The organism is Fundidesulfovibrio soli, assembly GCF_022808695.1.
Taxonomy (GTDB): Bacteria; Desulfobacterota; Desulfovibrionia; order Desulfovibrionales; family Desulfovibrionaceae; genus Fundidesulfovibrio; species Fundidesulfovibrio soli.
Map to the genome: position 1 here is coordinate 24,089 of NZ_JAKZKW010000004.1, position 21,280 is coordinate 45,368.

Sequence of the window (21,280 nt, forward strand, 5' to 3'; positions counted from 1 at the left end):
TCCTAGAACACCTCGGCCTCGAACCAGTAGATGTGCGTCTTGGGCGAACGCCAGGCCTCGGGCTCCAGCCCGGCCTTGCGGCAGGTCTGGGCCAGGAAGGTGTATTTGTCCCAGCGCCACTGCACCGGAACCTGGGGCAGCAGCAGGCCCTGCCTGTGGCCCTGGACCACGATCAGCCCGTGGCGGCCCACCTCCACCAGCTCCGGGTCCGGGCAGGGCGTCACCGGCCCCAGGATGGAGATCTCCACCTCCACCTCCTCGAACTCGCTCTTGGAGAGGGGCGGGAAGCGCGGGTCCTCGAAGGCGGCGGAGACAGCCATGCAGCCGATGGTATCCCACAGGGGCTTGTCCGCCATGATGTGCCCGATGCAGCCGCGCAGGCCCCCGGCGATGCTCAGGCAGACGAAGGCCCCGAAGGGCTCCTTCAGGCGCTCCGTGGGCGGCAGCGGCGGGTTCCAGCAGGCCTGGGAGTTGAGCTTGGCGGCGATGGCCTCACGCACCAGGTGCTTCAGGGCGTTCTTTTCCACGGTGCTCAGCGTGAAGCGGAAGGGTTCCATGGGCAGCTCCTTGTTTAGGGGCGGTCATAGCACCTCGCGTGGCTTCTTGCCAGCGGGTGACACAAGAGACGGGCGCAGGAGGCTGGCGCGGCGGACGCAAGCCGGTTATCGTGGCCCGGGCGGCCCGCTTGACCCGGTCCGCCACACCGCACCCGCGCGGGGAGCGCATGCACGACATCCTCGACCTCGACACCCTGCCCGAGCCGTTGCGCTACGGGCTGGCCCTTGGCGGCGCTGGCCGCAGGCACCTCACGGACATGGCCCGCGCCGCCCTGGCCCGGCCTGAAACCGCGCGCCTGGGGCTGGACCTTGCCCTGGCCGCCTGGGAGTCCGCCCCACTGGACGGGGCCATGGCCCGCCTCCTCCAGGACATGGACTCGCGCATGCCCTTCCTGGAGCGCGGCGTTCGCCAGGCCGTTCGAGCCGCGGCCTCCGGCTGGCACCCCCCGGCGGACGTCTCCGCCCTGGCGGCCCTTGCGGAGCGACGCGACCACGACGGCCTGCGCGCCCTGCTGGAGCGGCGCATGGCCGCCGAGCCCGCCAACCTGTTCTGGCGGCAGCACGCCCTGGATCTGGCCTACCTGCTGGCCGACTGGGATTGGACCGGCCGCATGCTCCACTCCCGCTGGCCCGAGCCCCTGGAGCCGGCCCGCACCCTCGTCCGGGCGGACATGCACTTCCAGACGGGCGAGCACGCCGTGGCGGCGAAGCTCTACCAGGGCGTGGCGCGGCTGCGCCCGGCCCTGTTCAGACTGGGGACCTGCCGCTTTCTCCAAGGGGAGGACAACCAGGCCCAGGAACTATGGCGGCAGGCCCTGGAGCGCGCCCCCTGGAACTCAAGCATCCTTCTCAGGCTCCACGACAGCCTGACCGGGCTGGACCGGCCCGGCCGGGACTCCCTCCCCGGCGGGGTCTGCGTTTGCCTCTACACCTGCGGGCGCGCCCCCGAGGTGGACGCCACCCTGGCCGCCCTCTTCGAATCCTCCCTGGAGGGAGCGCGCGTGCTGGCCCTGGACAACGCCAGCCCCGCCGAAACCGCCGGAGTGCTCAAAGCCTGGAGGGACCGCTCCGCCGGGCGGCTGGAGCTTGTGGAGCTGCCCGTGAACATCGGCGCACCGGCTGCGCGCAACTGGCTCAAGCGCCTCGCCGGGGAATCGGGCTGCGCCTTCACGGCCTACCTCGACGACGACGCGCTGGTGCCGCCCGACTGGCAGGCCAGCTTCGCTGACGCGGTGCGCGCCTATCCCCAGGCCGGTGTCTGGGGCTGCAAGGTGGTGGACCTGGCCGCGCCCTGCCGGGTGCAGCACGCGGACGTGAACCTGCTCCCCCCCGGCCAGGGCACGCGGCCCGAGTTCGCGGCCCTGTGCGCGCAGGAGCTGGATTTCGGCCAGTTCGACGCCCTGCGCCCCTGCCTCTCGGTGACGGGCTGCTTCCACCTGTTCCGCACCGAACGCCTGCTCGAGGCGGGGGACTTCGACATCCGCTTCTCCCCCACCCAGTACGACGACCTGGACCACGACCTGCGCCGCGCCCAGTCCGGCTCCCTGGCGGCCTGCCAGGCCCACCTGCGCGTACGCCACGCCAGGCTCTCCGGGTCGCTGGCCCACCGAGACGCGGTGGCCACGGCCAACGGGGAGGGCAACATGCTCAAGCTGGCGGTCAAACATCCGCCCGAGCGCCTCGGCAGCGTGGTGGCGGCAACTGCGGCGGCCCTCCTGACCGACCTGAACCTCAAGGCCAGGCGCGTCAGGCGCATTTTGGAGGCCAAAGCGGCCGAGGCGAGACCTGGAAAAAATACATGACGATTTCGACACGTTATAGCAAATAACCATTCCCTGATTGCGACCGGTGGGAAAATAAGCCATCATCCCTCCGCCGGATGTCTCCGGCTGGAGCTGTCATGTCCACCAGGGACGTTCTCGATCTGAGCTTCGACCCGGCCTGCCTGACCGACTCGGCCGGCCGCCTGCTGCACGTGAACGACGCCTTCGGCGACCTGTTCGGTTGCGGCGCCTCCCAGGCGGAGGGCCGGTCCCTCGCCGACGTGCTGGGGCAGTCCGGGGCGGACCAGCTGCTCGGCGGCGCCGGACTGGGGCCGAGGGTGCTCAAGCGGCTGGAGATCACGGCCGCGGGCGGCGAACAGGTGGTGATTGAAGCGCGGGGCATGTGCCTGCCGGGCGGCGGGAATACGGTCATCTTCCTGCGGCACAGACTCGGCTTCGCCGAGACCGGCGACGCCGAGCACATGGCCCTGCACGACGCCCTTACCGGGCTGCCCAACAGGGTCCTCCTGCTGGACCGCATGCGCCAGACCATGGCTAGGGTGGCCCGCCACAACGATTTCGCGGCCGTCATCTTCATCGATCTCGACGGGTTCAAGCCCGTGAACGACACCTACGGCCACGACTGCGGCGACCATGTGCTGCGTACGGTGGCCACCCGCCTGCAGGACGTCGTGCGCGGCGCGGACACGGCGGCCCGCATCGGCGGGGACGAGTTCGTGATGGTGCTGGGCGAGTTGCGCAACGGCTTGCACGCGGGGCTTACCGCCAACCGGATCATCAAGTCCGTCACCCAGCCCATTTCCTGGCGCGGGGCGACTGTGGTCGTGAGCGCAAGCCTGGGCATCGCCGTTGCCCCCACGGACAGCATCGTCCCCGAGGAGCTCCTCAAACAGGCCGACGAGGCCATGTACGTGGCCAAGAAGTCCGGCAAGAACGGTTATTGTTTCGCCAACGAGTCCAGCTACTTCGAGTGAGGCTTACATGTTGGATGGCGCTGAACTAGACGCCTTGGCTGCACGCCTGGCCCTGGCGCTGAAACCGGCCATCAGGGACGCCGCGCGCGACGCCGTGCGCGAGGAGCTGGCCCAGCGCCAGCAGCCCGAGATGACCGAAGAGGATTTTTTCCAGCGCCTCAACCAGGAGATCATGGGCCGTCTTGGCGACATCTACCGTGAAATCTCCAGTTTCCAGAGCCCGCCCACGCCTGCGAACGGCAACCACGAGCACGTGGCCCAGGCGGGCGAGCTCATGGCCGAGGCCTCCCACCGCCTCGACCAGGTGATCCAGGCCACGGAGAAGGCCACCTTCGAGATCATCGAGCTGGTGGAGCGCAACATGCACGTCCCGGACGAGATGATCGCCATCCTGCGCCAGAGCCAGTGCGACCCGGCCAGCAAGGACAAGGCCGAGGCCCTGTGCGCCAAGCTCTCCAATGACATGGTGGCCATCATGACCTGCCTCTCCTTCCAGGACCTGACGGGCCAGCGCATCAAGCGCGTCATCGACATGCTGGGCAAGGTGCGCGACATGGTGGCGGACCTCTATCTTTCGGCGGGCATCCTGGTGAAAGCCAAGGAGAAGGAGCCGGACCAGCCCCTGGAGCAGCTCAAGAAGGACGCCAAGGCCAAGGTGTCGCAGTCCGAAGTGGACGACCTGCTGGCCCAGCTGAACCTGTAGCGGGCAGACTCCGCGCGCAAGGCGCGAAGCGGAAAGGGAGTCCAGAGGGCCGAAGGCCCTTTGGCCGCCGGAGGCCCTCCCGCACCGGCCCTCCCATTGGGGAAGAACGGCGTTATGATCGCCAAATTTCAGACGCGATGAGCCGTAGAGGCTCCGGCTGTGGCCCCTCCAGGGCTGGAGCCTAGACAAACGGGACGCCTCCGGCGGCCAAAGGGAGTTCCTCCCTTTGGAATCCCATATAATCCAGGACAAACGCCCGGATGGGCCACGGCTTGCCCTGCCCCGGACGTGAGAAGGGAAACACGGAAGTGAGCGAAGCGAACGAACGAAACGAGGTGCCGCAGCGCCCGGTGGATCCCAGCGTCGGGGCCTTTATCCTTTTCGGCTCCATGGCCGCCGCCTACGCGGCCGCCTGGCTGGGCTGGACCCTGTTCCCCTTCGCGGAGGGCACCTTCGCCCGCCTGCCCTCCCCGCCCACCAGCCAGGGCGCCTGGCTGATCCTGTCCGGGTGGCTGCTCTTCCCAGTGCTCTACGGCGCGGCCCTGCTGCGCCTGGCCAAGGGGGTGGCCCCCGAACGCATGGCCTGGGCCTTCGGCGGAGTGACCTACTTCCTGCAGTGCGCGGCCGAGTTCACGGCGCGCGACGAGATCACCTTGTGGCCGGAGCTGCTCTGCACCGCCCTGGCCTCCATGGCGGTCTATTTCCTGGCCAAGAAGCGCGCCCCAGAGGGCGTGTAGCCAAACGGCTGACCGCTGAGGGAGTCGATTCTTGCAGCCTGCTCAATAAGCTCGCCGGCAGGACGCAAAAAAAGCCAAGCCCGATGCGTAGTTCTCCTACGCGAGGGGTTGGCTTTTTTTCGCCGCAACGCTGCGGGCGGGGCTTTATCAACAGTCTGCTAGACGCCGCGCCCCGAGAGCAGCCAGAAGTCGGCCAGGGTCAGGAGCGTCATGGCCTCAAGCACGGGGTTGATACGCGGTATGGCGCAGACGTCGTGGCGGCCAGGGATGCGCACGGTGACGGCCTCCCCGGAGGTGTTCACGGTCTGCTGCTCCTTGCCCACCGAGGGGATGGGCTTCACCGCGCAGCGGGCCACGATCATCTGCCCGGAGCTGATGCCGCCCAGGATGCCTCCGGCCCGATTGGAGGCGAAGCCCTCCGGGGTCAGGGCGTCGTTGTTCTTGGAGCCGTAGTTGCGCGCGGCCTGGATGCCCTCGCCGATCTCCACGGCTTTCACCGCGCCAACGCCCATGAGCGCGTAGGCCAGGCGGGCGTCCAGCTTGTCGAACACGGGCTCCCCAAGCCCCGCGGGGACGCCGACAGCGTTCACGCAGACGATGCCCCCCACCGAGTCGCCCTCGGCGTGCACGAGGCGCACGCGGTCCTCCCAGATGTCCACCACATAGTCGTCCGGAGCGTAAAACGGCCGCGAAGGCGCGCCGGGGATGTCCATGCAATGGGCCGGGATGTCGCCCAGTTCCTTCGTGTAGGATGACACCTGCACCCCGTGGCGGGCCAGCAGTTGGCGGGCCACCTCGCCGCCCACAACGCGCGCGGCGGTCTCCCGGGCGGAGGCCCGTCCTCCGCCGCGATAGTCGCGCACGCCGTACTTCGCCTGGTAGGTGAAGTCCGCGTGTCCGGGGCGGAAAATGTCCTTGATGTCGGAATAGTCCCTGGAGCGCTGGTCCTTGTTCTCGATGACGAACCCGATGGGCGTCCCCGTGGTCACGCCCTCGAACACGCCGGAGAGCAGCCGCACGGCGTCAGGCTCCTTGCGGGCCGTGGAGCCGGGCGTACCCTGGCCGGGCCTGCGCTTGTCCAGGCCCTGCTGGATCATTTCTTCAGTCAGTGGGAGCCCGGCGGGGCAGCCGTCGATGACGCCGCCGAGCGCAGGACCGTGGGATTCGCCGAACGTGGTGAGCCTGAAGAGGCGTCCGAAGGTATTTCCGCTCATGGGCGGGCAAGGTACCCCAGAGCAGGGGACGCGGCAAGGCGCAATCAGCGGACGGGAGAAGATTACATCATTGATAGCTCACCGTGCGGAGTGTTTACAGGGCCAAATTTCACCTATATCATCCTTTCGCGGTTATGTCACGGCCCTTGAAGCCCTGACGCAGACAGAAACCGCCCGTATCCGAGACATTTTCACCGGGCTGCGGAGGCGACCTCCGCGCCGCAGGCATCGGACCCGGGTCATATGGACGTTTTTGCTCCAGCGGTTGCGCGCACATCTCGCCGGGAGCGTTCATCCAGATGGCCCGGGTTCTTACCGCCCCCAAGCCCTCATCGTAGCCACCCACAGCCCGGAAGGTTCGTCCCCCCGGGCTTTTTTGCCGCCATCCGTCCCGCTCAGGGCAAGGGCGCGTACTCCACCGGCACCCAGGCGTAGCCGCCGCCAGCCTTGAGCACATGCCCGATGCCCGGGAAGGGCAGGTGCATCCCCGCCACCCAGTAGCCCTCCAGTGCCGCATCCGCCAGGACGCGCTTGCGCGCGGCCACGGCCCTGGCCTGGTCCGTATCGAATTCAAGGGCTATCCCGGGCTTGGCGAACTGGGTGGCGTGGCTGTGGATCACGTCGCCCCACACCAGCATGGCCTGGCCCTTTGAACGCAGCATGAACCCGCAGTGCCCCGGGGTGTGTCCGGCCAGGTCCACCACGGTGAAGCCGGGTACGATCTCGTCGCCGGTGGCGAAGGTCCTGTATTTCCCGGCCGCCTTGTAGGGGGCGGTGGCCTTGCGGGCCAGCTCGAAGCGGGGACGCTTGTCCTGCGGCTGGGAGGCGGGGTCGGTTTCCACCCAGTAGGCCGCCTCGGGGGCCCCGATGAAGAGCGTGGCGTTGGGGAACGCCGCCTCGCCCTGGGCGTTCACCAGGCCGCCCAGGTGGTCGCGGTGCCCGTGGGTCAGCAGCACGGCGTCCACCTGTTCAGGGGAGTAGCCAGCCGCGCGCATGGCCTCCAGCAGGTGCCCGGCCTTGGGCCCCATGAAGGAGCCGCCGCCCGCGTCCATGAGCACCAGGTTTGCGCCCGTGTTCACCAGGTAGGCGTTCACGGCGGTCTGCATGCCGCCGTCTGACGGGGCGAAGACCCGCTCCAGGGTCCGCTGGGCCTCCTCGGTCTTGACGCCCTTGAGGTATTCGACGGGGATTTTGGTCATGCCGTCCAGCAACGCCGTGACCTCGAAATCCCCGAGCATCATCCGGAAATAGCCGGGAGTCTGGGTTTTGACTTGCGCGGGCGGCCCGGCGACGGCCAACTGGGCGAGGCCCAGGGCCGCGCAGAGCAGGCTCAGGACGGTGATGTTTCTCAACGGGTGTTTGCGAGCCTGGACGGGCATGGATTCCTCCTGCGTGGTCGTTTGGGCCGGAGAGGACCGGCATGGTCCTTCTGTGCCGTCTTCGATCTTCGATGTCGAGCAGGCACCTGGGCGTTACCGGACGAAAAAACGGCCCGGAAGGAGTGATCCTTCCGGGCCGTGAGTTGTTCAGGGGCGGGGTCAGCGGACGAGGCGTTCCAGCAGGAGGTCGCGCAGGTCCCGCCGGGCGTCGAGCACGGCATGGACGAAAACTTCCTGGGCGCGCGTTTCGTAGAGAATACGATAGGGGCCGGAGTGTATTTCCCGCACCGGGTGCCCGCCCAGGCCCTCCAGTTCGGGCGGCAGGTGGCCCCTGCCGGGCAGCGTGGCGAGAGTGCGCATGGCCTCGCGGATGCGCGTGAGCACGGCGCGGGCCGCTTCGGGCGAGTCGTTGCGGGTGAGGAAGGCGGCAATGGCCTGGAGGTCTCCCTTGGCCTCTTCCGCTAGAAGAACCGCTTGGGCCATGCCGGGCTAGCCCTGGGAATCCTGGAGCAGTTCGTCGAAAACCTGCTCCATGGGGTGGACCTGCCCCTGTTCGATACTCCGGGAACTCTGCGAGAGGAGCTTGAGCATGGCCAGGCTCTCCTGCAGGCGCTCGTATTCCTGGATGTTCACCAGCATGGCCTTGGCCTCGCCGTTCTGGGTGATGACCACGGGCTGCCCGCCCTCGGATATTTCGCGGACGATGTCGGCGGCGTGGGCCTTGAAATAGCTGATTGGCTTGACGGCTTCGGAGAGTTTCATGATGGCCTCCTGGGGGGCAGGACCAAATTAAGACTGAATTTGGGACGAGTCAAAAGAAAACGGCCCGGAAGGTTCGCTCCTTCCGGGCCGTTCATCATTCTTCGCCAATCTCGGGTTAGGCCTTCTTTTCTGCCTTCTTCGCGGGCTTTTCGGCCTTCTCTTCGGGCTTCTTGGCGCAGGCCAGGGGCCAGACCTCGTCGATCATCTCGATGAGCTGCACCTTGATGCGCCCGCGCAGTTCGGCCGGGATGTCCTGCAGGTCCTTCTCGTTGCGGGCCGGGATGAGCACCCGCTTCATACCCGCGCTCACCGCGGCCAGGATCTTCTCCTTGATGCCGCCCACGGGCAGCACGCGCCCGCGCAGGCTGATCTCGCCGGTCATGGCCACGTCGCTGCAGACCGGGGTGTTGGTCAGTGCGGAGATGAGCGCCGTGACCAGGGTCACGCCCGCCGAGGGGCCGTCCTTGGGGGTGGCGCCCGCGGGCACGTGGATGTGGATGTCGTGCTTCTCCAGGAAGGACGGGTCGATGCCCAGCTTGTCCGAGCGGGAGCGCGCGTAGGACATGGCCGCCTGCGCCGACTCCTTCATCACTTCGCCCAGCTTGCCGGTCATGATCAGGGCGCCCTTGCCGGGCATGGTGGTCACCTCGATGTGCAGGATCTCGCCGCCCACGGGGGTCCAGGCCAGGCCCACGGCCACGCCGGGGGGCAGCTCGCGCTCGGTCTGCTCGTCCAGGAAGCGCGGGATGCCCAGGAGCTTGGGCAGCAGCCTGGCCGTGACCTTGAAGGGCGGCTCCTCGCCTTCGGCCTTGCGCCGGGCCAGCTTGCGGCAGATGGTGCCCACCTCGCGCTCCAGGTTGCGCAGGCCCGCCTCCCGCGTGTACTCGCGGATGGTTTTGGCCAGCACGGCGTCGTTCATCTCCACGTCCGCGGGCTTGAGGCCGTTCTCCTTGATCTGGCGGTCCAGGATGTACTTGCGGGCGATCTTGACCTTCTCCTGCTCGGTGTATCCCGGGATGCGGATCACCTCCATGCGGTCCAGCAGGGGGCCGGGGATGGTGTCGAGCATGTTGGCCGTGCAGATGAACATCACCTTGGAGAGGTCGTAAGGCACGCCGAGGTAGTGGTCCTGGAAGGAGAAGTTCTGCTCCGGGTCCAGCACCTCCAGCAGGGCCGAGGTGGGGTCGCCCCGGTAGTCGGAGCCGACCTTGTCGATCTCGTCCAGCATGATCACCGGGTTGCGGGTGCCCGCCGACTTGATGGACTGGATCAGCCTGCCGGGCATGGCCCCGATGTAGGTGCGCCTGTGGCCCCTGATCTCGGCCTCGTCACGCATGCCGCCAAGCGACATGCGCACGAACTTGCGGCCCAGGGCCCGGGCGATGGAGCGGCCCAGGCTGGTCTTGCCCACGCCGGGAGGCCCCACGAAGCAGAGGATGGGCCCCTTCATCTTGGGGTTCAATTTGCGCACGGAGAGGTACTCCAGGATGCGCTCCTTGACCTTCTCCAGGCCGTAGTGGTCGTCCTGGAGGATCTGGTTGGCCTCTTTGATGTCCAGCCGGTCCTTGGACATGCGCTTCCAGGGCAGCTCGGTGATCCAGTCCAGGTAGGTGCGGATCACGGAGGCCTCGGAGGAGTCCTGGTGCATGGTGGAGAGCCGCTTGAGCTGCTTCTCGGCCTCGGCCTTGACGTCCTTGGGCAGCCCGGCCTTGGCGATGGCCTTGCGCAGCTCGTCGAGCTCCTCGCCCTCCTCCTGGCCTTCGCCCAACTCGCGGCGGATGGCCTTCATCTGCTCGCGCAGGAAGAAGTCCTTCTGGGCCTTGTCCATGCCTTCCTTGGCCATTGACTGGATCTTGGCCTGCACCGAGGCCACCTCCACCTCCTTGTTGAGCTGGGAGTTGACCAGCTCCAGGCGGGGAACGGGGTCCAGGGTTTCCAGGATCTTCTGGGCCTCCTCCACGCGCATGCGCAGGTTGGAGGCGATGAGGTCCGCCAGGCGGCCCGGCTCGTTCACGGAGTTGAGCACGCTCATGATGTCCGTGGCGGAGATGCCGCGCAGGGAGAGTATCTTCTCGCTCTGCTCACGGGCGGCGCGCATCAGCGCCTCCTCGCCCACGCCCACCTCGGGGTGTTCGGGCTCCTCCAGCACGGTGACCAGGGCCTCCAGGTGAGGCTCGGTCTTCACGAAGCGGTGCACCTTGGCCCGGGTGAGCCCCTGCACCAGCACCTTGAGCCTGCCGTCGGGCATCTTGAGCATGCGCATGATCATGCCCACGGTGCCGGTCTCGTAGAGGTCCTCGGGCTTGGGCTCGTCGACCTTCTCGTCCTTCTGGGTGAGGATGAGGATATAGCGGTTGGAGTTGAGCGCGGCGTCCACGGCGGCCACGGATTTCTCGCGGCCGACGAAGAGGGGCAGGATCATATAATTGAAAACGACGATGTCGCGCACGGGCAGAACCGGCAGCAGGGCGGGGATGTCCAGCTTGGCCTGTTCGGGGCCGGGCACGATGGGCTCCTCGGAGACGGGATGCTCCGAAGGCTCCTCCGGCGCGGCGTTTTGCGGGAAGTCGTTATGTTCGGTGGTCATGGATCACTCCTTGATGGCTTCGATTGTCCGGGATGGATTCCCGATCCGTCGAGGGCCGAAATCGCGCTACAGCAATGATGCCTTCCTGAAACTGTAAAACCTCTTGCCCGCCACGATCACGTGGTCGAGCAGCTTGACCCCCAGGCCGTGGGCCGCCAGCTTGACCTGGCGGGTTATCTCCACGTCGGCGTTGGAGGGCTTGGGGTCGCCGCTGGGATGGTTGTGCACCATCACCAGCCCGGCGGCCTGGCGGTTCAGGGCCAGGGCCAGCACCTCCCGGGGGTAGACCGGGGTCTGGTCCACGGTGCCCTTGCTCACGCACTCCCAGCCGAGCACCCGGTTGGACGCGTCCACCAGGAGCACCCAGAATTCCTCGCCGGTCAGGTGCCCCAGGCGCTCCCGGGCCAGGTCCGCCACCACCTTGGGGTCGTCCACCAGCACGCGCTCTCGCACGTCCTGCTCCCCGAGGCGGGCCAGGAATTCCCGCCAGAGCGCCCAGAACACGCTCAACCCATCGCCGAAGCCCTCGACCTCCATCAGGTCGGCCTGCCGGGCCTGGTACACGCCCCGCAGAGAGCCGAAACGCTCCAGCAGGGCCTTGGCCAGGGGCTTGGCGTCCCGGCGGGGATTGGCGTAGCCCAACAGCAGTTCAAGGATCTCGTAGTCGGCCAGAGCACGCGGGCCGTCTTGAAGACGCTGCTTCAGGCGGCTGCGGTGGCCCAGATAGTGGGGTTGATTCTTCTGTTTAAGCATAGAAGTGCCCATGCGCAAGCCCCTCGCGCGTTTTTCGGCCGTAGCGGGCGCATTTGACCCGTTCGAGCCGCCAATGCCCGGGTTATTTCATGAATAGGACGCTCAGTTGCGGCCCCTGACCCGGGCGAACAGCACATGCAGCTCCGCCACAAGCATCTCAAGGGCCTGATCCGGGGATTTGCGCCCCGACTTCACCGAGCACTCCGCCTCCATGGCCAGGTCCCACATCTTGGCCAGCCCGGCCGGGCCGAGCCGCCCGGCCATGGGCGCCTTGAGCTTGCGCACGTAGGGGTGGGCCTTGCACTCCGGGTCGTCGTGCAGGAGCTGCCACATCAGGCGGTATTCGCGGGCCAGGATGGCCAGGAACTGGAACAGGAAGCCGTCGTCGCTGGAGAGCTGGTGACCGAAGACCGTGCGCCAGACCCCGGCCGGGTCGCGCCCCTCCTCCAAGGCCTTGAGGAAGCCGAAGATGTCCAGGTCGGCCTCCACCTGGTTCATGCCCGCCAGGTCGGCCCCGATCTCGCCGTCCACGGCGGCCAGCTCCAGCTTCTCAAGCTCCGCCGAAGCGGCGGCCATGTTGCGCGGCAGCAGCCGGGTCAGCTCGGAGAGCGCCCCCTTGCCGAAGCGCAGGTTGCGGCTCTGGGCCCACTGGCGCAGCAGGGGGCCCAGGGTCTCCTCCGTGAGCCCGGGGGATATCCAGACCCAGCCCTTCTGCTGCCCCACCTTCCAGTAGGGCCTGTCGGCCAGCCCCTTGGGCAGCGACGGCCCCTTCTTGGGGTCGTGCGGGCCTTCCAGGCAGATCACGGGCCAGGCGTGCTCGTTGAAGCCCGAGAGCGGGCGGGCCAGCTTCTCCCAGAAGTCGGCCCCGAGGCCCTCGGCCCGGCGCAGCACCACGGCCTTGGGCTGGGCGAAGAGGCTCACGGTGGAGAGGGCCTGCCACCAGGCCGGGTCGAACTCGTCGGCGTCGCCCCAGAAGACCTGGCGGGCGAAGCCCCCGCCGGAGGCGGCCATGAGCTGCTCCAGACGGCGCTTGACCATCTCCGGGTCCGGGCAGACGAGAAAGGTGAATCCTGGGCGCTGGCTCATTGTTCCGCGAAGGGTTGTGCGCCAAGGCGCGTGAGTGACCGGCTCTTCCAGGCCTGGGCCAGGAAGCCCGACTCGGCCAGGAGGAGGTAGAGCGGCTTGGGGATCAGGGGCCGTGCCGCCAGCTCCCGCGCCTCGATCGGCACGGGCCGCCCGTCGGCCAAAGCCCGGGCGGCCAGGTCCAGGGCGCGGACCGCCGGTGCGGCCATCCTGCCGCGAGCGGCCAGGGTTTCGCCCCCGAGCGCCCCCGAGCCGCCGAAGCCCAGCCCTCCGGCCCACTCCATCCCGGCTTTGCGGGCGAAGATGCGGCTCACGTCCAGGCAGATGTCGGTGTGCGAGGCCTCAGGGAAACCGCAGCAGAACAGGGCGCAGAAGCGTTTGGGCTGCTCCCCCCGCCAGGGCTCGGCGGCCAGGAACTCCAGGGCCTTGAGCACCTGGGCCGGGGGCGAATCGACGTACACAGGCGCGCTCAGGACCACCGTGTCCGCCCAGGCGAAGGCCGCGTGCAGCCTGGCCCTGCCCTCCTGCGCGTCCAGCAGGCCGCTTACGCGCAGGGTCTGCGCCTCCATCGCGGGACCCTGCCCGGCCATGCGCTCCAGCAGTTCCCTCCCGAGCATCAGGGAGACCCCTCCGGCCCTGGGACTGCCCGCCAGCAGCAGCACCCGCCTCATTGGAACATCCCCCTCAGGGCGCTGCGGCACACCTGCCGCTGGCGGCTCCAATCGTCGCGCTCCAGCAGCACGGCGCGCTGGGCCGGAGCGTGCAGGTTGTAGGCGTTGTGCTCCACCAGCCGGGCGAACACGCCTGCGGCCTCGGGGTCCGGCTCAGCCAGCCAGCCAACCCCCAGCAGCGCGGGCAGCGACGCGTAACGGGGCCTGTGGCGCGTCAGGCCGGAAAAGGCGAAATGCGGCGACACCAGGCAGACCATGCGGTCCAGGGCCTTCTTGGCTTCCGAGCTCCAGCAGCCGAAGTCCACGGGGGAATAGACCGCCAGCAGGTCCGCCCCGGCCACGGCCTGCGCCGCCTCGCGGGAGGCGTCCTCGAAGGGGCAGCGCCCCGGGGTGCCTATCCAGCAGGCAAAGCAGCCCCTGCACGGGGAAATGGCCATGCGGCCCAGGGTGAAGGTGCGTACGGAGCAGCCTTCGTCCGTGAGGGCGCGCCGCAGGGCGTCCAGCCCCTGGCGGCAGGCGTCGTCCTCCGGGGGGGCCGCGTCGAAGAGAATAGTGCGCATGGGCAGGTTGTTGCCGCTTGGGCAGGGTTCGTCAATGCCTTATCGCTTCCATCCAACCGGAGCCTGCCGCACAAAATACTGTCCGCCCTGTTCACTTTTCCGGGACATGCCCGTATCACGGCTTTTCAGAAACAAGGAGCGATCATGGCCGCACGCGTGAAAGCTTGGGACATATTCAAGGGCTTCTTCGTTGTCGGCGCCACTGCCTACGGCGGGCCTGCCATGATGCCGGCCATGCGCCGCGAGGTGGTGGAGAAGCGCGGCTTCGTCACCCGCGAGGATTTCCGCCTGGGCCTGGGCCTCTGCCAGACCATCCCCGGCGGCACCCTCATGCAGCTGGCGGCCTACATCGGGCTCAAGCTCGACGGCCTGCCCGGGGCCATCGCCGGATATCTCGGCTTCTCCTGCCCGGCCTTCCTGCTCATGCTCGGGCTGTCCATGTTCTACACCCACACCCGGGGTTCGCATTTCTCCCAGGCCATCTGCTCCGGGCTCAAGGTCGTGGTGCTGGCCATCTGCCTCATGTCCTGCCTGGATTTCGTCAAGCGCTTCGCGCCCACCAGACGCCACCAGGCCTTCACCGCGGCCGCCGCCGCCCTGTTCCTGGCCGGGGTGGGCGTAGTGCCCATCGTCTTCGGGGCCGCGTTGCTGGGCCTGTTCGCGCTGGCCCCCGGCCCCGCGCCGGACCTCGGCGAGGGCCGCTCGGCCAACGGGGCCCTGCGCCTGGCGGGATACATGGCCCTGGCCATGGCCCTGGGCATGGGATTCCTGCTGGCCGTGGACCCCCTGCTCTTCGATCTTGCGGTCTCCATGATAAAGGTGGATATGCTCTCCTTTGGGGGCTTTGGCGTCTTCCCCGTGATGTATGCCGAGGTGGTGGAGCACCGCGCCTGGGTGGACAGCGCCACCTTCATCGAGGGCATGGCCCTGGCCCAGGTGACGCCCGGACCGAGCCTTCTGGCCTCGGCCTTCATGGGCTACATCGTGCGCGGGGTGCCGGGCGCGGTGGTCGCCTCGGTGGGCATCTTCGCGGCCTCGTTCATCATCGTGCTCGCCGCGTCCCACTACCGGGACAGCATCGTGGGCTCGGCGCGCGCAAGGAGCGCCCTGGCCGGGGTCCTGGCCACGCTGGGCGGCATGATCGTGGCGGTCAGCTACACCTTGGCCAAGGCCGTGGACTGGGGATGGGCTTCGGGATTGCTGCTCGTTCTCTCGCTGGCCGCCCTGGCCAAGAAGGTGAATGTCTGTTGGATCGTGCTCGCCGCCGCCGGCTTGAGTCTGTTCCTTTTCTGATTCGAGGTGTTCATGACGACCCCCTGCACGCTCTCCCTCCTCTTCAAGATAACATTGCTCCTGGGTCTTCGCTCCCGCCACCGCCGCCTGGAAACCCTCGCCAGGGATTGCCTGGTGGATCAGCTCGGCTGGATGTCCGGGGCTGAGTTCGCCCGGCACGCCGCCATGAGCGCCAACCTCCCCGGCCTGCGCGGGCTCACCCTGGTGTGCGCGACGGGCATGCACCTGCGCGGCCTGGGCGGGGCCCTGGCCGCCAGCGCGGGCTACATCGGCCCCGGCCTCGTCTGCGCCGCGCTGCTGGCCTGGCTCTGGCACTTCATGGCGGACGCCCCCTGGTTCGCGGCCGGGCTGCGCGGGGTGCTCACCGTGTCCCCCGCCATCTGCCTCTACGCCGGGCTTCACCTGCTCTTCACCGCCACCGGGCGCAAGCCCCTGGCCTGGGCGCTGGCCACGGCGGCGGGCCTGCTCTTCTTCATCGGGCTCAAGCCCTTCTCCATGCTCATGGGCGGCGCGGTGCTGGGGGTGCTCCTGACGCCCGACCCGGCCGGAGCGGACCCCGAAGCGGCCGACTGCTGCGAATCGAAGCCCTACCCCTGGGGCGCGGCCCTGGCCGCCGCCCTGCCCCTGGCCGCGGCCGCCGGGCTGTGCGTGTTTCTGGACGCCTCCCTGGGCAGGCTCATGCTCTGGACGGGCAAGGCGGGCCTGTTCTCGCTCGGGGGCTTCGGGCTTTACCCCCTGCTCTTCGCCGACATGGTGCGTCTGCGCCAGTGGCTGGACCCCGTGCATTTCTCCCAGGCCATGACCCTGGTGGACGCCATTCCCGGCCCCTACGCCGGGGGCGCGCTGCTGCTGGGTGCGCGCGCCCTGGGCGTCGCCGGGCTGCTGGCCGCCGCAGCCGGAGCCTTCCTGCCCACGCTGCTCATGGCCGTGGCCGTTCAGCCTGTGCGCGGGGCCGTGGCCGCCTCCCGCTGGGCTCCCAAGGCCCTGGGCGGGGTCTCGGCCGTGCTGGCGGGCCTGTGCCTGGGGCTGGGCGGGCAGATGATCTCCGTGCTGCAGGTGGCTCCCGGCTGGGACACGCTGCGCATCGCCCTGGTGGCGGGCGCGCTCGCCACCCTGCTCATGCGCAACCACCCCGGCATCGTGCTGGGCGCCGCATTCCTGGCCGGAGTGGCGCTGCTGTAGGCCCATGATCGGTGAGGTAAAACCATGCGCCATGTGATCATTCATTACCACATCTTCAAAAACGCCGGGTCAAGCATCGACAGCATGTTGAGCCACAACCATGGTCCCCGGTGGGCTCAGTTGGAAGGCAAACGTCCCTGGAGCACGCTACTCCCGGAAGCGGTCGGAGCATTTATCGCCGCTAACCCGGAAGTGCTCTCCCTATCGAGTCACCACGCCCGCCTGCCGGTACCCTGCGTCCCTGGAGTGACTTTTCACCCAATAGTCATCCTTCGCCACCCTATAGACAGGGCCTACTCCGTCTACTCCTTTGAGCGCGGGCAGCCGGAGCAAGGAGCCGGACCCGGTGTTTTGGCCGCTAAACGGTATGATTTCGCTGATTACGTCCGTTGGCGTCTCGAACCCGGAAACGGCTGCGTCATATCGGATTTTCAAACGATTTTTCTGGCGGGGTCACATGTGGACATGAGTGTAGCCCGTGCACTTTCCTCCGACTTCCACGCCGCATCCGCCCGGTTGATGGGTCTTCCATTTTTCGGGCTTGTTGAGCGGTTTAAGGAATCCGTGCATCTGCTGGAGCGTTCGCTTAGCAGAACGGCTCTGCTGGAGCATTACAATGTCGGGCATATCAACCGTAATCCCGACAGGGCCGACAGCCTCGAGCTCCGTATAGAGCAGATACGGAAGAGCTTAGGGGGTGAACTGTTCGAAACGCTAGTTGCACGCAATCAGCATGATCTGCGTCTCTTTGCCTTAGCCAGCGAGCTATTCGACCGCAGGCTCGTCTCGATCATTCCTCAATAAAAAACCGGAGCGCCCGCTAGGGCGCTCCGGTGTGTCATTTCATGGCCAAACGTGAAGGCTAGCCTTTTTTCTTGAGCCCCGCGTACCAGCCGCTGGCCTGCTCCAGGATGGCGTTGATGCGCCCCACCATCTTGTGCGGGTCGGAGAGGTACCCCTCGAGCAGCAGCGCGGATTCATAGAGCTGCGTGGTGGCCTGCTCGATGAACGGGTCGGCCGGGTCCGCCGTGTGGATGTCCAGCAGGTTGCGGGTCAGCGGGTGGTCCGGGTTGACCTCCATGATCTTGGGCGGGATGGACTCGTCCTTGCTCATCAGGCGCATGATCTTCTGCATCTGGGAGCTGCCGCCCTCGGCCGAGACCAGGCACGACGGGCTGGACTTGAGCCTAGTGGAGCGGCGCACGTCCTTGATCTTGTCGCCCAGGATCTTCTTCATGTCCGAAAGCAGGGCGTCCAGGCCGCCGGACTGCTCCGTGGTGAGCGGCTCCGGGGCGTTGGCCGCCGGGGCCACGTCCTCGAAGGGGTCCAGGTCGGAGGCCTGGGCCTGCTCGGCGGACTTGAACGTGAACTCCTTGAAGGTGTGCAGCGACTCCAGCATGAACTCGTCGATGGGCTCGTAGAGGTAGAGCACCTCAACGCCCTTGCGCGTGAACATCTCCAAGTAGGGGTTGAGCTCCACGGCCTCGCGGCTGGGGCCGGAGACGTAGTACACGGTCTTCTGGCCCTCCTTGGCGCGGCTCACGTAGTCCGCGAGGGAGGTCAGCTTGCCGGGGCCGTCCAGCGCGGAGGAGTCGAAGCGCAGCAGCTCGGCCACGGAGTCGCGGTTCAGGTAGTCGGAGTAGCCCAGCTTGAAGATCTTTGAGTGCTCCTTCCAGAGGGCGGCGTAGCCGTCGGGGTCCGAGGCGGCCTTCTTCTTCAGGCGGGAGAGGATCTCCTTGGTGACGGCCTGGGCGATGCGGCGCAGCACGGCGTTCTGCTGCAAGGTCTCGCGGGAGATGTTGAGCGGCAGGTCCTCGGTGTCCACCACGCCCCGGCAGAAGCGCAGGTATTCGGGCAGCAGCTCGGTGGCGTCCTTGGCGATGAGCACGCGGCGCACGTAGAGGTCCAGCCCGCGCTCCAGCTTCTGGAAGCCCATGTAGTCCTCGGCCTTGGCGGGCACGAACACCAGGGAGGAGAACTGCACCGGGGCGTCCACGTTCATGTGGATGGTTTCCAGCGGGGGCTCGTCGTCGTGGGTCAGGAAGGTGTAGAACTCCTTGTACTGCTCGGCGGTGACGCTGCTCTTGGGCTCACGCCAGATGGCGGGCACGGTGTTCACGCGCTCGCCGTCCACCAGGATGGGGAAGGAGATGAAGTGCGAGTGCCGGTTGATGACGTCCTTGAGCACGTCCGGCTCGGCGAACTCCTTGGCGTCGTCCTTGAGGTGGATCTCGATGGAGGTTCCGCGCTCCACCTCGCCCTCGGCGGGGATCAGCTCATAGCCGCCCAGGCCGTCGGAGATCCAGACCCAGGCCTGCTCGCCCGGGGTGGCCGAGCTGGTGGTCAGCACCACCTTGCGGGCCACCATGAACACCGAATAGAAGCCCACGCCGAAACGCCCGATGATGGAGCTGGCCTTGGACTTGTCCTCGCCCAGGGCGTTGATGAAGTCCTCGGACCCGGAATGCGCGATGGAGCCGATGTTCTCCACCAGCTCCAGCTCGCTCATGCCCAGGCCGGTGTCCGTGATGGTCAGCACGGCGTTGTCCTTGTCGGTGGCGATGCGGATCTCCAACGGCAGGTCCGGCGCGGCGACCTGGTCGCCCCGGCTCATCTGGAAGCGCAGCTTCTCGAGTGCGTCCGAGGCGTTGGAGACCAGCTCGCGCAGGAAGATCTCCTTGTTGGTGTAGACGGAGTGGGTGATGATATCGAGCAGTTTGACGATATCAGCCTTGAACTCGCGCTTGATCACATTGTCGGACATGGCTGTCTCTGACTCCTTAGGGAATGTTCTGTGATGATTCGTGATGTTCCGGCCGGACCGGCCGGGCGCCTAGGGCGCTCAGGAAAAGCCGCCCGAGCCGCAGCCGCCCAGGCCGCCTGACGAGGGGCCGGAGAGGTCCGGCCCGCCCAGGCCCTGCACGTTGGGCGCGCTCATGAGCCTGACCACGTCCTTGGAGGCGCAGGACGGGCAGGCGGGCTTTTCACTGGAGGACGCGTGCCTGATTTCCTCGAACCTGCAGGAGCAGGCGCGGCACTGGTATTCGTATATGGGCATGGGATTCTCCTGATCGATTCCGTCAACAGAAGCAACTAACCAGCCCAAGCGGCCTGTCAAGGCGCAAAGGCCCGCTTTTTTACGGTAAAATGAAGGCTTGACGGCCCCCCGTCGGTGATTATCGTCACAATCGAAACACCGTTTTGAGGAGGAATCCGCATGGTCATCGACTTCAGCCCCTTCTTCGGCGCACAATCGCCCCTTGAGCGCGTGTTCGAGGCTATTTGGTCCCCCACGCTGCCCATTTCCCAGCGGCCCTACGCCTACCCGCCCCTGAACATCTCGGAAGACCAGGACCGCATCCTGGTGCATTGCGAGATTCCGGGAATGGACATCTCCGAGATCGACCTGAGCCTCACCGACTCCTCGCTGGTCATCAAGGGCGAGCGCCAGCCCGCCAAGGGCAAGTACTACAGGCAGGAGCGCCCCACCGGCGCGTTCCAACGCGTGGTGAACATCCAGTCCCCCATCGACCGCGACAAGGTGAGCGCCAAGATGAAGGACGGACTCCTGGAGATCGTGATCCCCAAGTCCGACGGCGCCAAGCCCAAGAAAATCTCCATCGACATCGCCTGATCTGGAGGAACACCCATGAGCGACATCCGCAAGACCGAAGAGAAGGGCTTTCCCCGGGTCAAGCCCGCAACGGACATCGTGGAGGCCGAGGACGGCTTCTACATCTACATGGACATGCCCGGCGTCTCCAAGGAGGCCCTGGTGATCGACCTCAACGAGGACGAGATCAAGGTTTCTGGGCGCAGCGCCTACCCGGCGCCCGACGGCGAGAAGCTGATCCACGTGGAGTTCGGCAACGGCGAATACTACCGGGGCTTCACGCTCTCGCACATCGTGGACAAGTCCCGCATCAAGGCCACGCTCAAGAACGGCGTGCTGGAGCTGCACCTGCCCAAGGCCGAAAAGGCCCAGCCGCGCAAGATCGACATCCAGATGGGCTGAGTGGGCAACGCATGATCACAAAGGCCGGGGCGAAAGCTCCGGCCTTTTTTTATGCCCGGGGCCGGATTTGCATTGGCGCGCGAATTGTCTTATCCGGGTTTTCCGGGTCCGCCTGGATTCCTCCCGTCCGGCGTCCGCAATCCATATTCAGGAAGGTAACGGCATGCAGCTTCTCGACGGGAAAGCCACAGCACTGAGCATCCGCCAGCAACTGGCGCAGGAGGTCGCGGTCCTGGCCGCCAGGCACGGCCGCCCCCCGCACCTGGCCGTGGTGCTCGTGGGCGAGGACCCCGCCTCCCAGGTATACGTTCGCAACAAGGAAAAGGCCTGCGCCGACGCAGGCATCCGCTCCAGCGCCCACCGCATCCCCGCCGAAACCACCCAGGCCGAGCTGGAGACGCTCGTCTCCGGCCTCAACGCCGACGACGGCGTGGACGGCATCCTGGTGCAGGCTCCCCTGCCCAAGCACCTGGACATCCTGGCCGTGCAGGCCCTGGTGGCCCCCGAGAAGGACGTGGACGGCTTCCACCCCATGAACGTGGGCAAGCTCTGCATCGGCCTCCCCTGCCTGGAGCCTTGCACCCCGGCGGGCGTGATGGTGCTGCTGGAGCGCTACGGCATCTCCTGCGCGGGCAAGCGGGCCGTGGTCATCGGGCGCTCCAACATCGTGGGCAAGCCCATGGCGCTCATGCTGGCGCGGGCCACGCCCCTGGCCAATGCCACGGTCACCATCTGCCACTCCCGCACGCCGGACCTGCCCGGCGTCTGCCGCGAGGCGGACATCCTGGTGGCTGCCATCGGCAGGGCGCGCTTCGTCACCAAGGATATGGTCAAGCCCGGAGCCGTGGTCATCGACGTGGGCATGAACCGCACGGATACCGGCCTCTGCGGCGACGTGGACTTCGCGGCCGTGAAGGACGTGGCCTCGGCCATCACCCCGGCCCCCGGCGGCATCGGACCCATGACCATAGCCATGCTCATATCCAACACGGTGAAGGCGTTCACCATGCGCAAGGGCGCGTAAAC

General features: G+C 67.2%; 22 protein-coding genes. 10 read left to right on the plus strand and 12 right to left on the minus strand.

Translation table 11 applies throughout. The features are described 5' to 3' along the window. Positions 1-2 precede the first annotated feature (2 nt). Positions 3-557 (minus strand): AmmeMemoRadiSam system protein A, encoded by a 555-nt coding sequence (gene amrA, locus MLE18_RS06290; RefSeq protein ID WP_243368382.1) that lies wholly within the window; start codon positions 555-557, stop codon positions 3-5. A gap of 167 nt (positions 558-724) precedes the next feature. Between amrA and MLE18_RS06295 the strand changes: the two genes are divergently transcribed. From MLE18_RS06295 to MLE18_RS06310, 4 genes are all read left to right on the plus strand, one after another. Then, positions 725-2,359, plus strand: coding sequence for a glycosyltransferase (locus MLE18_RS06295; RefSeq protein ID WP_243368384.1), 1,635 nt, complete (start codon positions 725-727; stop codon positions 2,357-2,359). 98 nt (positions 2,360-2,457) lie between these two features. Then, positions 2,458-3,315 (plus strand): sensor domain-containing diguanylate cyclase, encoded by an 858-nt coding sequence (locus MLE18_RS06300; protein ID WP_243368386.1) that lies wholly within the window; start codon positions 2,458-2,460, stop codon positions 3,313-3,315. 7 nt (positions 3,316-3,322) lie between these two features. Next, positions 3,323-4,018, plus strand: a complete 696-nt coding sequence (locus MLE18_RS06305) for a protein phosphatase CheZ (protein WP_243368388.1) — start codon at positions 3,323-3,325, stop codon at positions 4,016-4,018. 308 nt (positions 4,019-4,326) lie between these two features. Continuing rightward, positions 4,327-4,755: a hypothetical protein gene (locus tag MLE18_RS06310; RefSeq protein WP_243368390.1), complete on the plus strand. Its 429-nt coding sequence runs from the start codon at positions 4,327-4,329 to the stop codon at positions 4,753-4,755. A 158-nt stretch (positions 4,756-4,913) separates the two neighbouring features. On the opposite strand, the gene aroC is transcribed toward MLE18_RS06310, so the two are convergent. The 9 genes from aroC to MLE18_RS06355 all read right to left on the minus strand — a co-directional run bounded on the left by aroC (position 4,914) and on the right by MLE18_RS06355 (position 13,764). Next, the gene (aroC, locus tag MLE18_RS06315) at positions 4,914-5,969 is read right to left on the minus strand and encodes a chorismate synthase (protein ID WP_243368392.1); all 1,056 of its coding nucleotides are present in this window, start codon (positions 5,967-5,969) and stop codon (positions 4,914-4,916) included. Positions 5,970-6,364: 395 nt separating this feature from the next. Next, positions 6,365-7,348, minus strand: coding sequence for an MBL fold metallo-hydrolase (locus MLE18_RS06320; protein WP_243368394.1), 984 nt, complete (start codon positions 7,346-7,348; stop codon positions 6,365-6,367). 159 nt (positions 7,349-7,507) lie between these two features. After that, complete coding sequence (locus MLE18_RS06325) at positions 7,508-7,831, minus strand: type II toxin-antitoxin system RelE/ParE family toxin (protein ID WP_243368396.1); 324 nt, start codon at positions 7,829-7,831, stop codon at positions 7,508-7,510. 6 nt (positions 7,832-7,837) lie between these two features. Beyond that, positions 7,838-8,110: a type II toxin-antitoxin system Phd/YefM family antitoxin gene (locus MLE18_RS06330; protein ID WP_243368398.1), complete on the minus strand. Its 273-nt coding sequence runs from the start codon at positions 8,108-8,110 to the stop codon at positions 7,838-7,840. A 115-nt stretch (positions 8,111-8,225) separates the two neighbouring features. Beyond that, complete coding sequence (gene lon / locus MLE18_RS06335) at positions 8,226-10,697, minus strand: endopeptidase La (RefSeq protein ID WP_243368400.1); 2,472 nt, start codon at positions 10,695-10,697, stop codon at positions 8,226-8,228. A 66-nt stretch (positions 10,698-10,763) separates the two neighbouring features. Further along, positions 10,764-11,450, minus strand: a complete 687-nt coding sequence (radC, locus tag MLE18_RS06340; protein ID WP_243368402.1) for a RadC family protein — start codon at positions 11,448-11,450, stop codon at positions 10,764-10,766. Between the two features lie 102 nt (positions 11,451-11,552). Beyond that, positions 11,553-12,536, minus strand: a complete 984-nt coding sequence (locus MLE18_RS06345; RefSeq protein WP_243368698.1) for a DNA polymerase III subunit delta — start codon at positions 12,534-12,536, stop codon at positions 11,553-11,555. Next, the gene (locus MLE18_RS06350; RefSeq protein WP_243368404.1) at positions 12,533-13,204 is read right to left on the minus strand and encodes an NAD(P)H-dependent oxidoreductase; all 672 of its coding nucleotides are present in this window, start codon (positions 13,202-13,204) and stop codon (positions 12,533-12,535) included. The genes MLE18_RS06345 and MLE18_RS06350 overlap by 4 nt, the downstream gene beginning before the upstream one ends. Then, a complete protein-coding gene (locus tag MLE18_RS06355; protein WP_243368406.1) occupies positions 13,201-13,764 on the minus strand; it encodes a flavodoxin family protein in 564 nt (187 codons plus the stop codon). The genes MLE18_RS06350 and MLE18_RS06355 overlap by 4 nt, the downstream gene beginning before the upstream one ends. A gap of 144 nt (positions 13,765-13,908) precedes the next feature. Between MLE18_RS06355 and chrA the strand changes: the two genes are divergently transcribed. The 3 genes from chrA to MLE18_RS06370 are packed head-to-tail and all read left to right on the plus strand — an operon-like array spanning position 13,909 to position 17,043. Next, complete coding sequence (gene chrA / locus MLE18_RS06360; protein ID WP_243368408.1) at positions 13,909-15,057, plus strand: chromate efflux transporter; 1,149 nt, start codon at positions 13,909-13,911, stop codon at positions 15,055-15,057. Between the two features lie 12 nt (positions 15,058-15,069). Next, complete coding sequence (locus MLE18_RS06365) at positions 15,070-16,239, plus strand: chromate transporter (RefSeq protein WP_243368410.1); 1,170 nt, start codon at positions 15,070-15,072, stop codon at positions 16,237-16,239. Between the two features lie 24 nt (positions 16,240-16,263). Further along, positions 16,264-17,043, plus strand: a complete 780-nt coding sequence (locus tag MLE18_RS06370; RefSeq protein WP_243368412.1) for a hypothetical protein — start codon at positions 16,264-16,266, stop codon at positions 17,041-17,043. Positions 17,044-17,101: 58 nt separating this feature from the next. Here the strand turns inward: MLE18_RS06370 and htpG are convergent, their stop codons facing one another. Then, positions 17,102-19,003: a molecular chaperone HtpG gene (gene htpG, locus MLE18_RS06375; protein ID WP_243368414.1), complete on the minus strand. Its 1,902-nt coding sequence runs from the start codon at positions 19,001-19,003 to the stop codon at positions 17,102-17,104. Between the two features lie 78 nt (positions 19,004-19,081). Further along, positions 19,082-19,297 carry an FmdB family zinc ribbon protein gene (locus MLE18_RS06380; RefSeq protein WP_243368416.1) on the minus strand — a complete coding sequence of 72 codons (216 nt, stop codon included), beginning with the start codon at positions 19,295-19,297 and terminating at the stop codon, positions 19,082-19,084. Positions 19,298-19,456: 159 nt separating this feature from the next. On the opposite strand from MLE18_RS06380, the gene MLE18_RS06385 reads away from it, so the two are divergent. From MLE18_RS06385 to folD, 3 genes are all read left to right on the plus strand, one after another. Further along, on the plus strand, positions 19,457-19,873 hold the full coding sequence (locus MLE18_RS06385; protein WP_243311937.1) for an Hsp20/alpha crystallin family protein: 417 nt from the start codon (positions 19,457-19,459) through the stop codon (positions 19,871-19,873). A gap of 15 nt (positions 19,874-19,888) precedes the next feature. Next, the gene (locus MLE18_RS06390) at positions 19,889-20,254 is read left to right on the plus strand and encodes an Hsp20/alpha crystallin family protein (RefSeq protein WP_243368418.1); all 366 of its coding nucleotides are present in this window, start codon (positions 19,889-19,891) and stop codon (positions 20,252-20,254) included. A gap of 163 nt (positions 20,255-20,417) precedes the next feature. After that, complete coding sequence (gene folD / locus MLE18_RS06395; RefSeq protein ID WP_243368419.1) at positions 20,418-21,278, plus strand: bifunctional methylenetetrahydrofolate dehydrogenase/methenyltetrahydrofolate cyclohydrolase FolD; 861 nt, start codon at positions 20,418-20,420, stop codon at positions 21,276-21,278. Positions 21,279-21,280 lie beyond the last annotated feature (2 nt).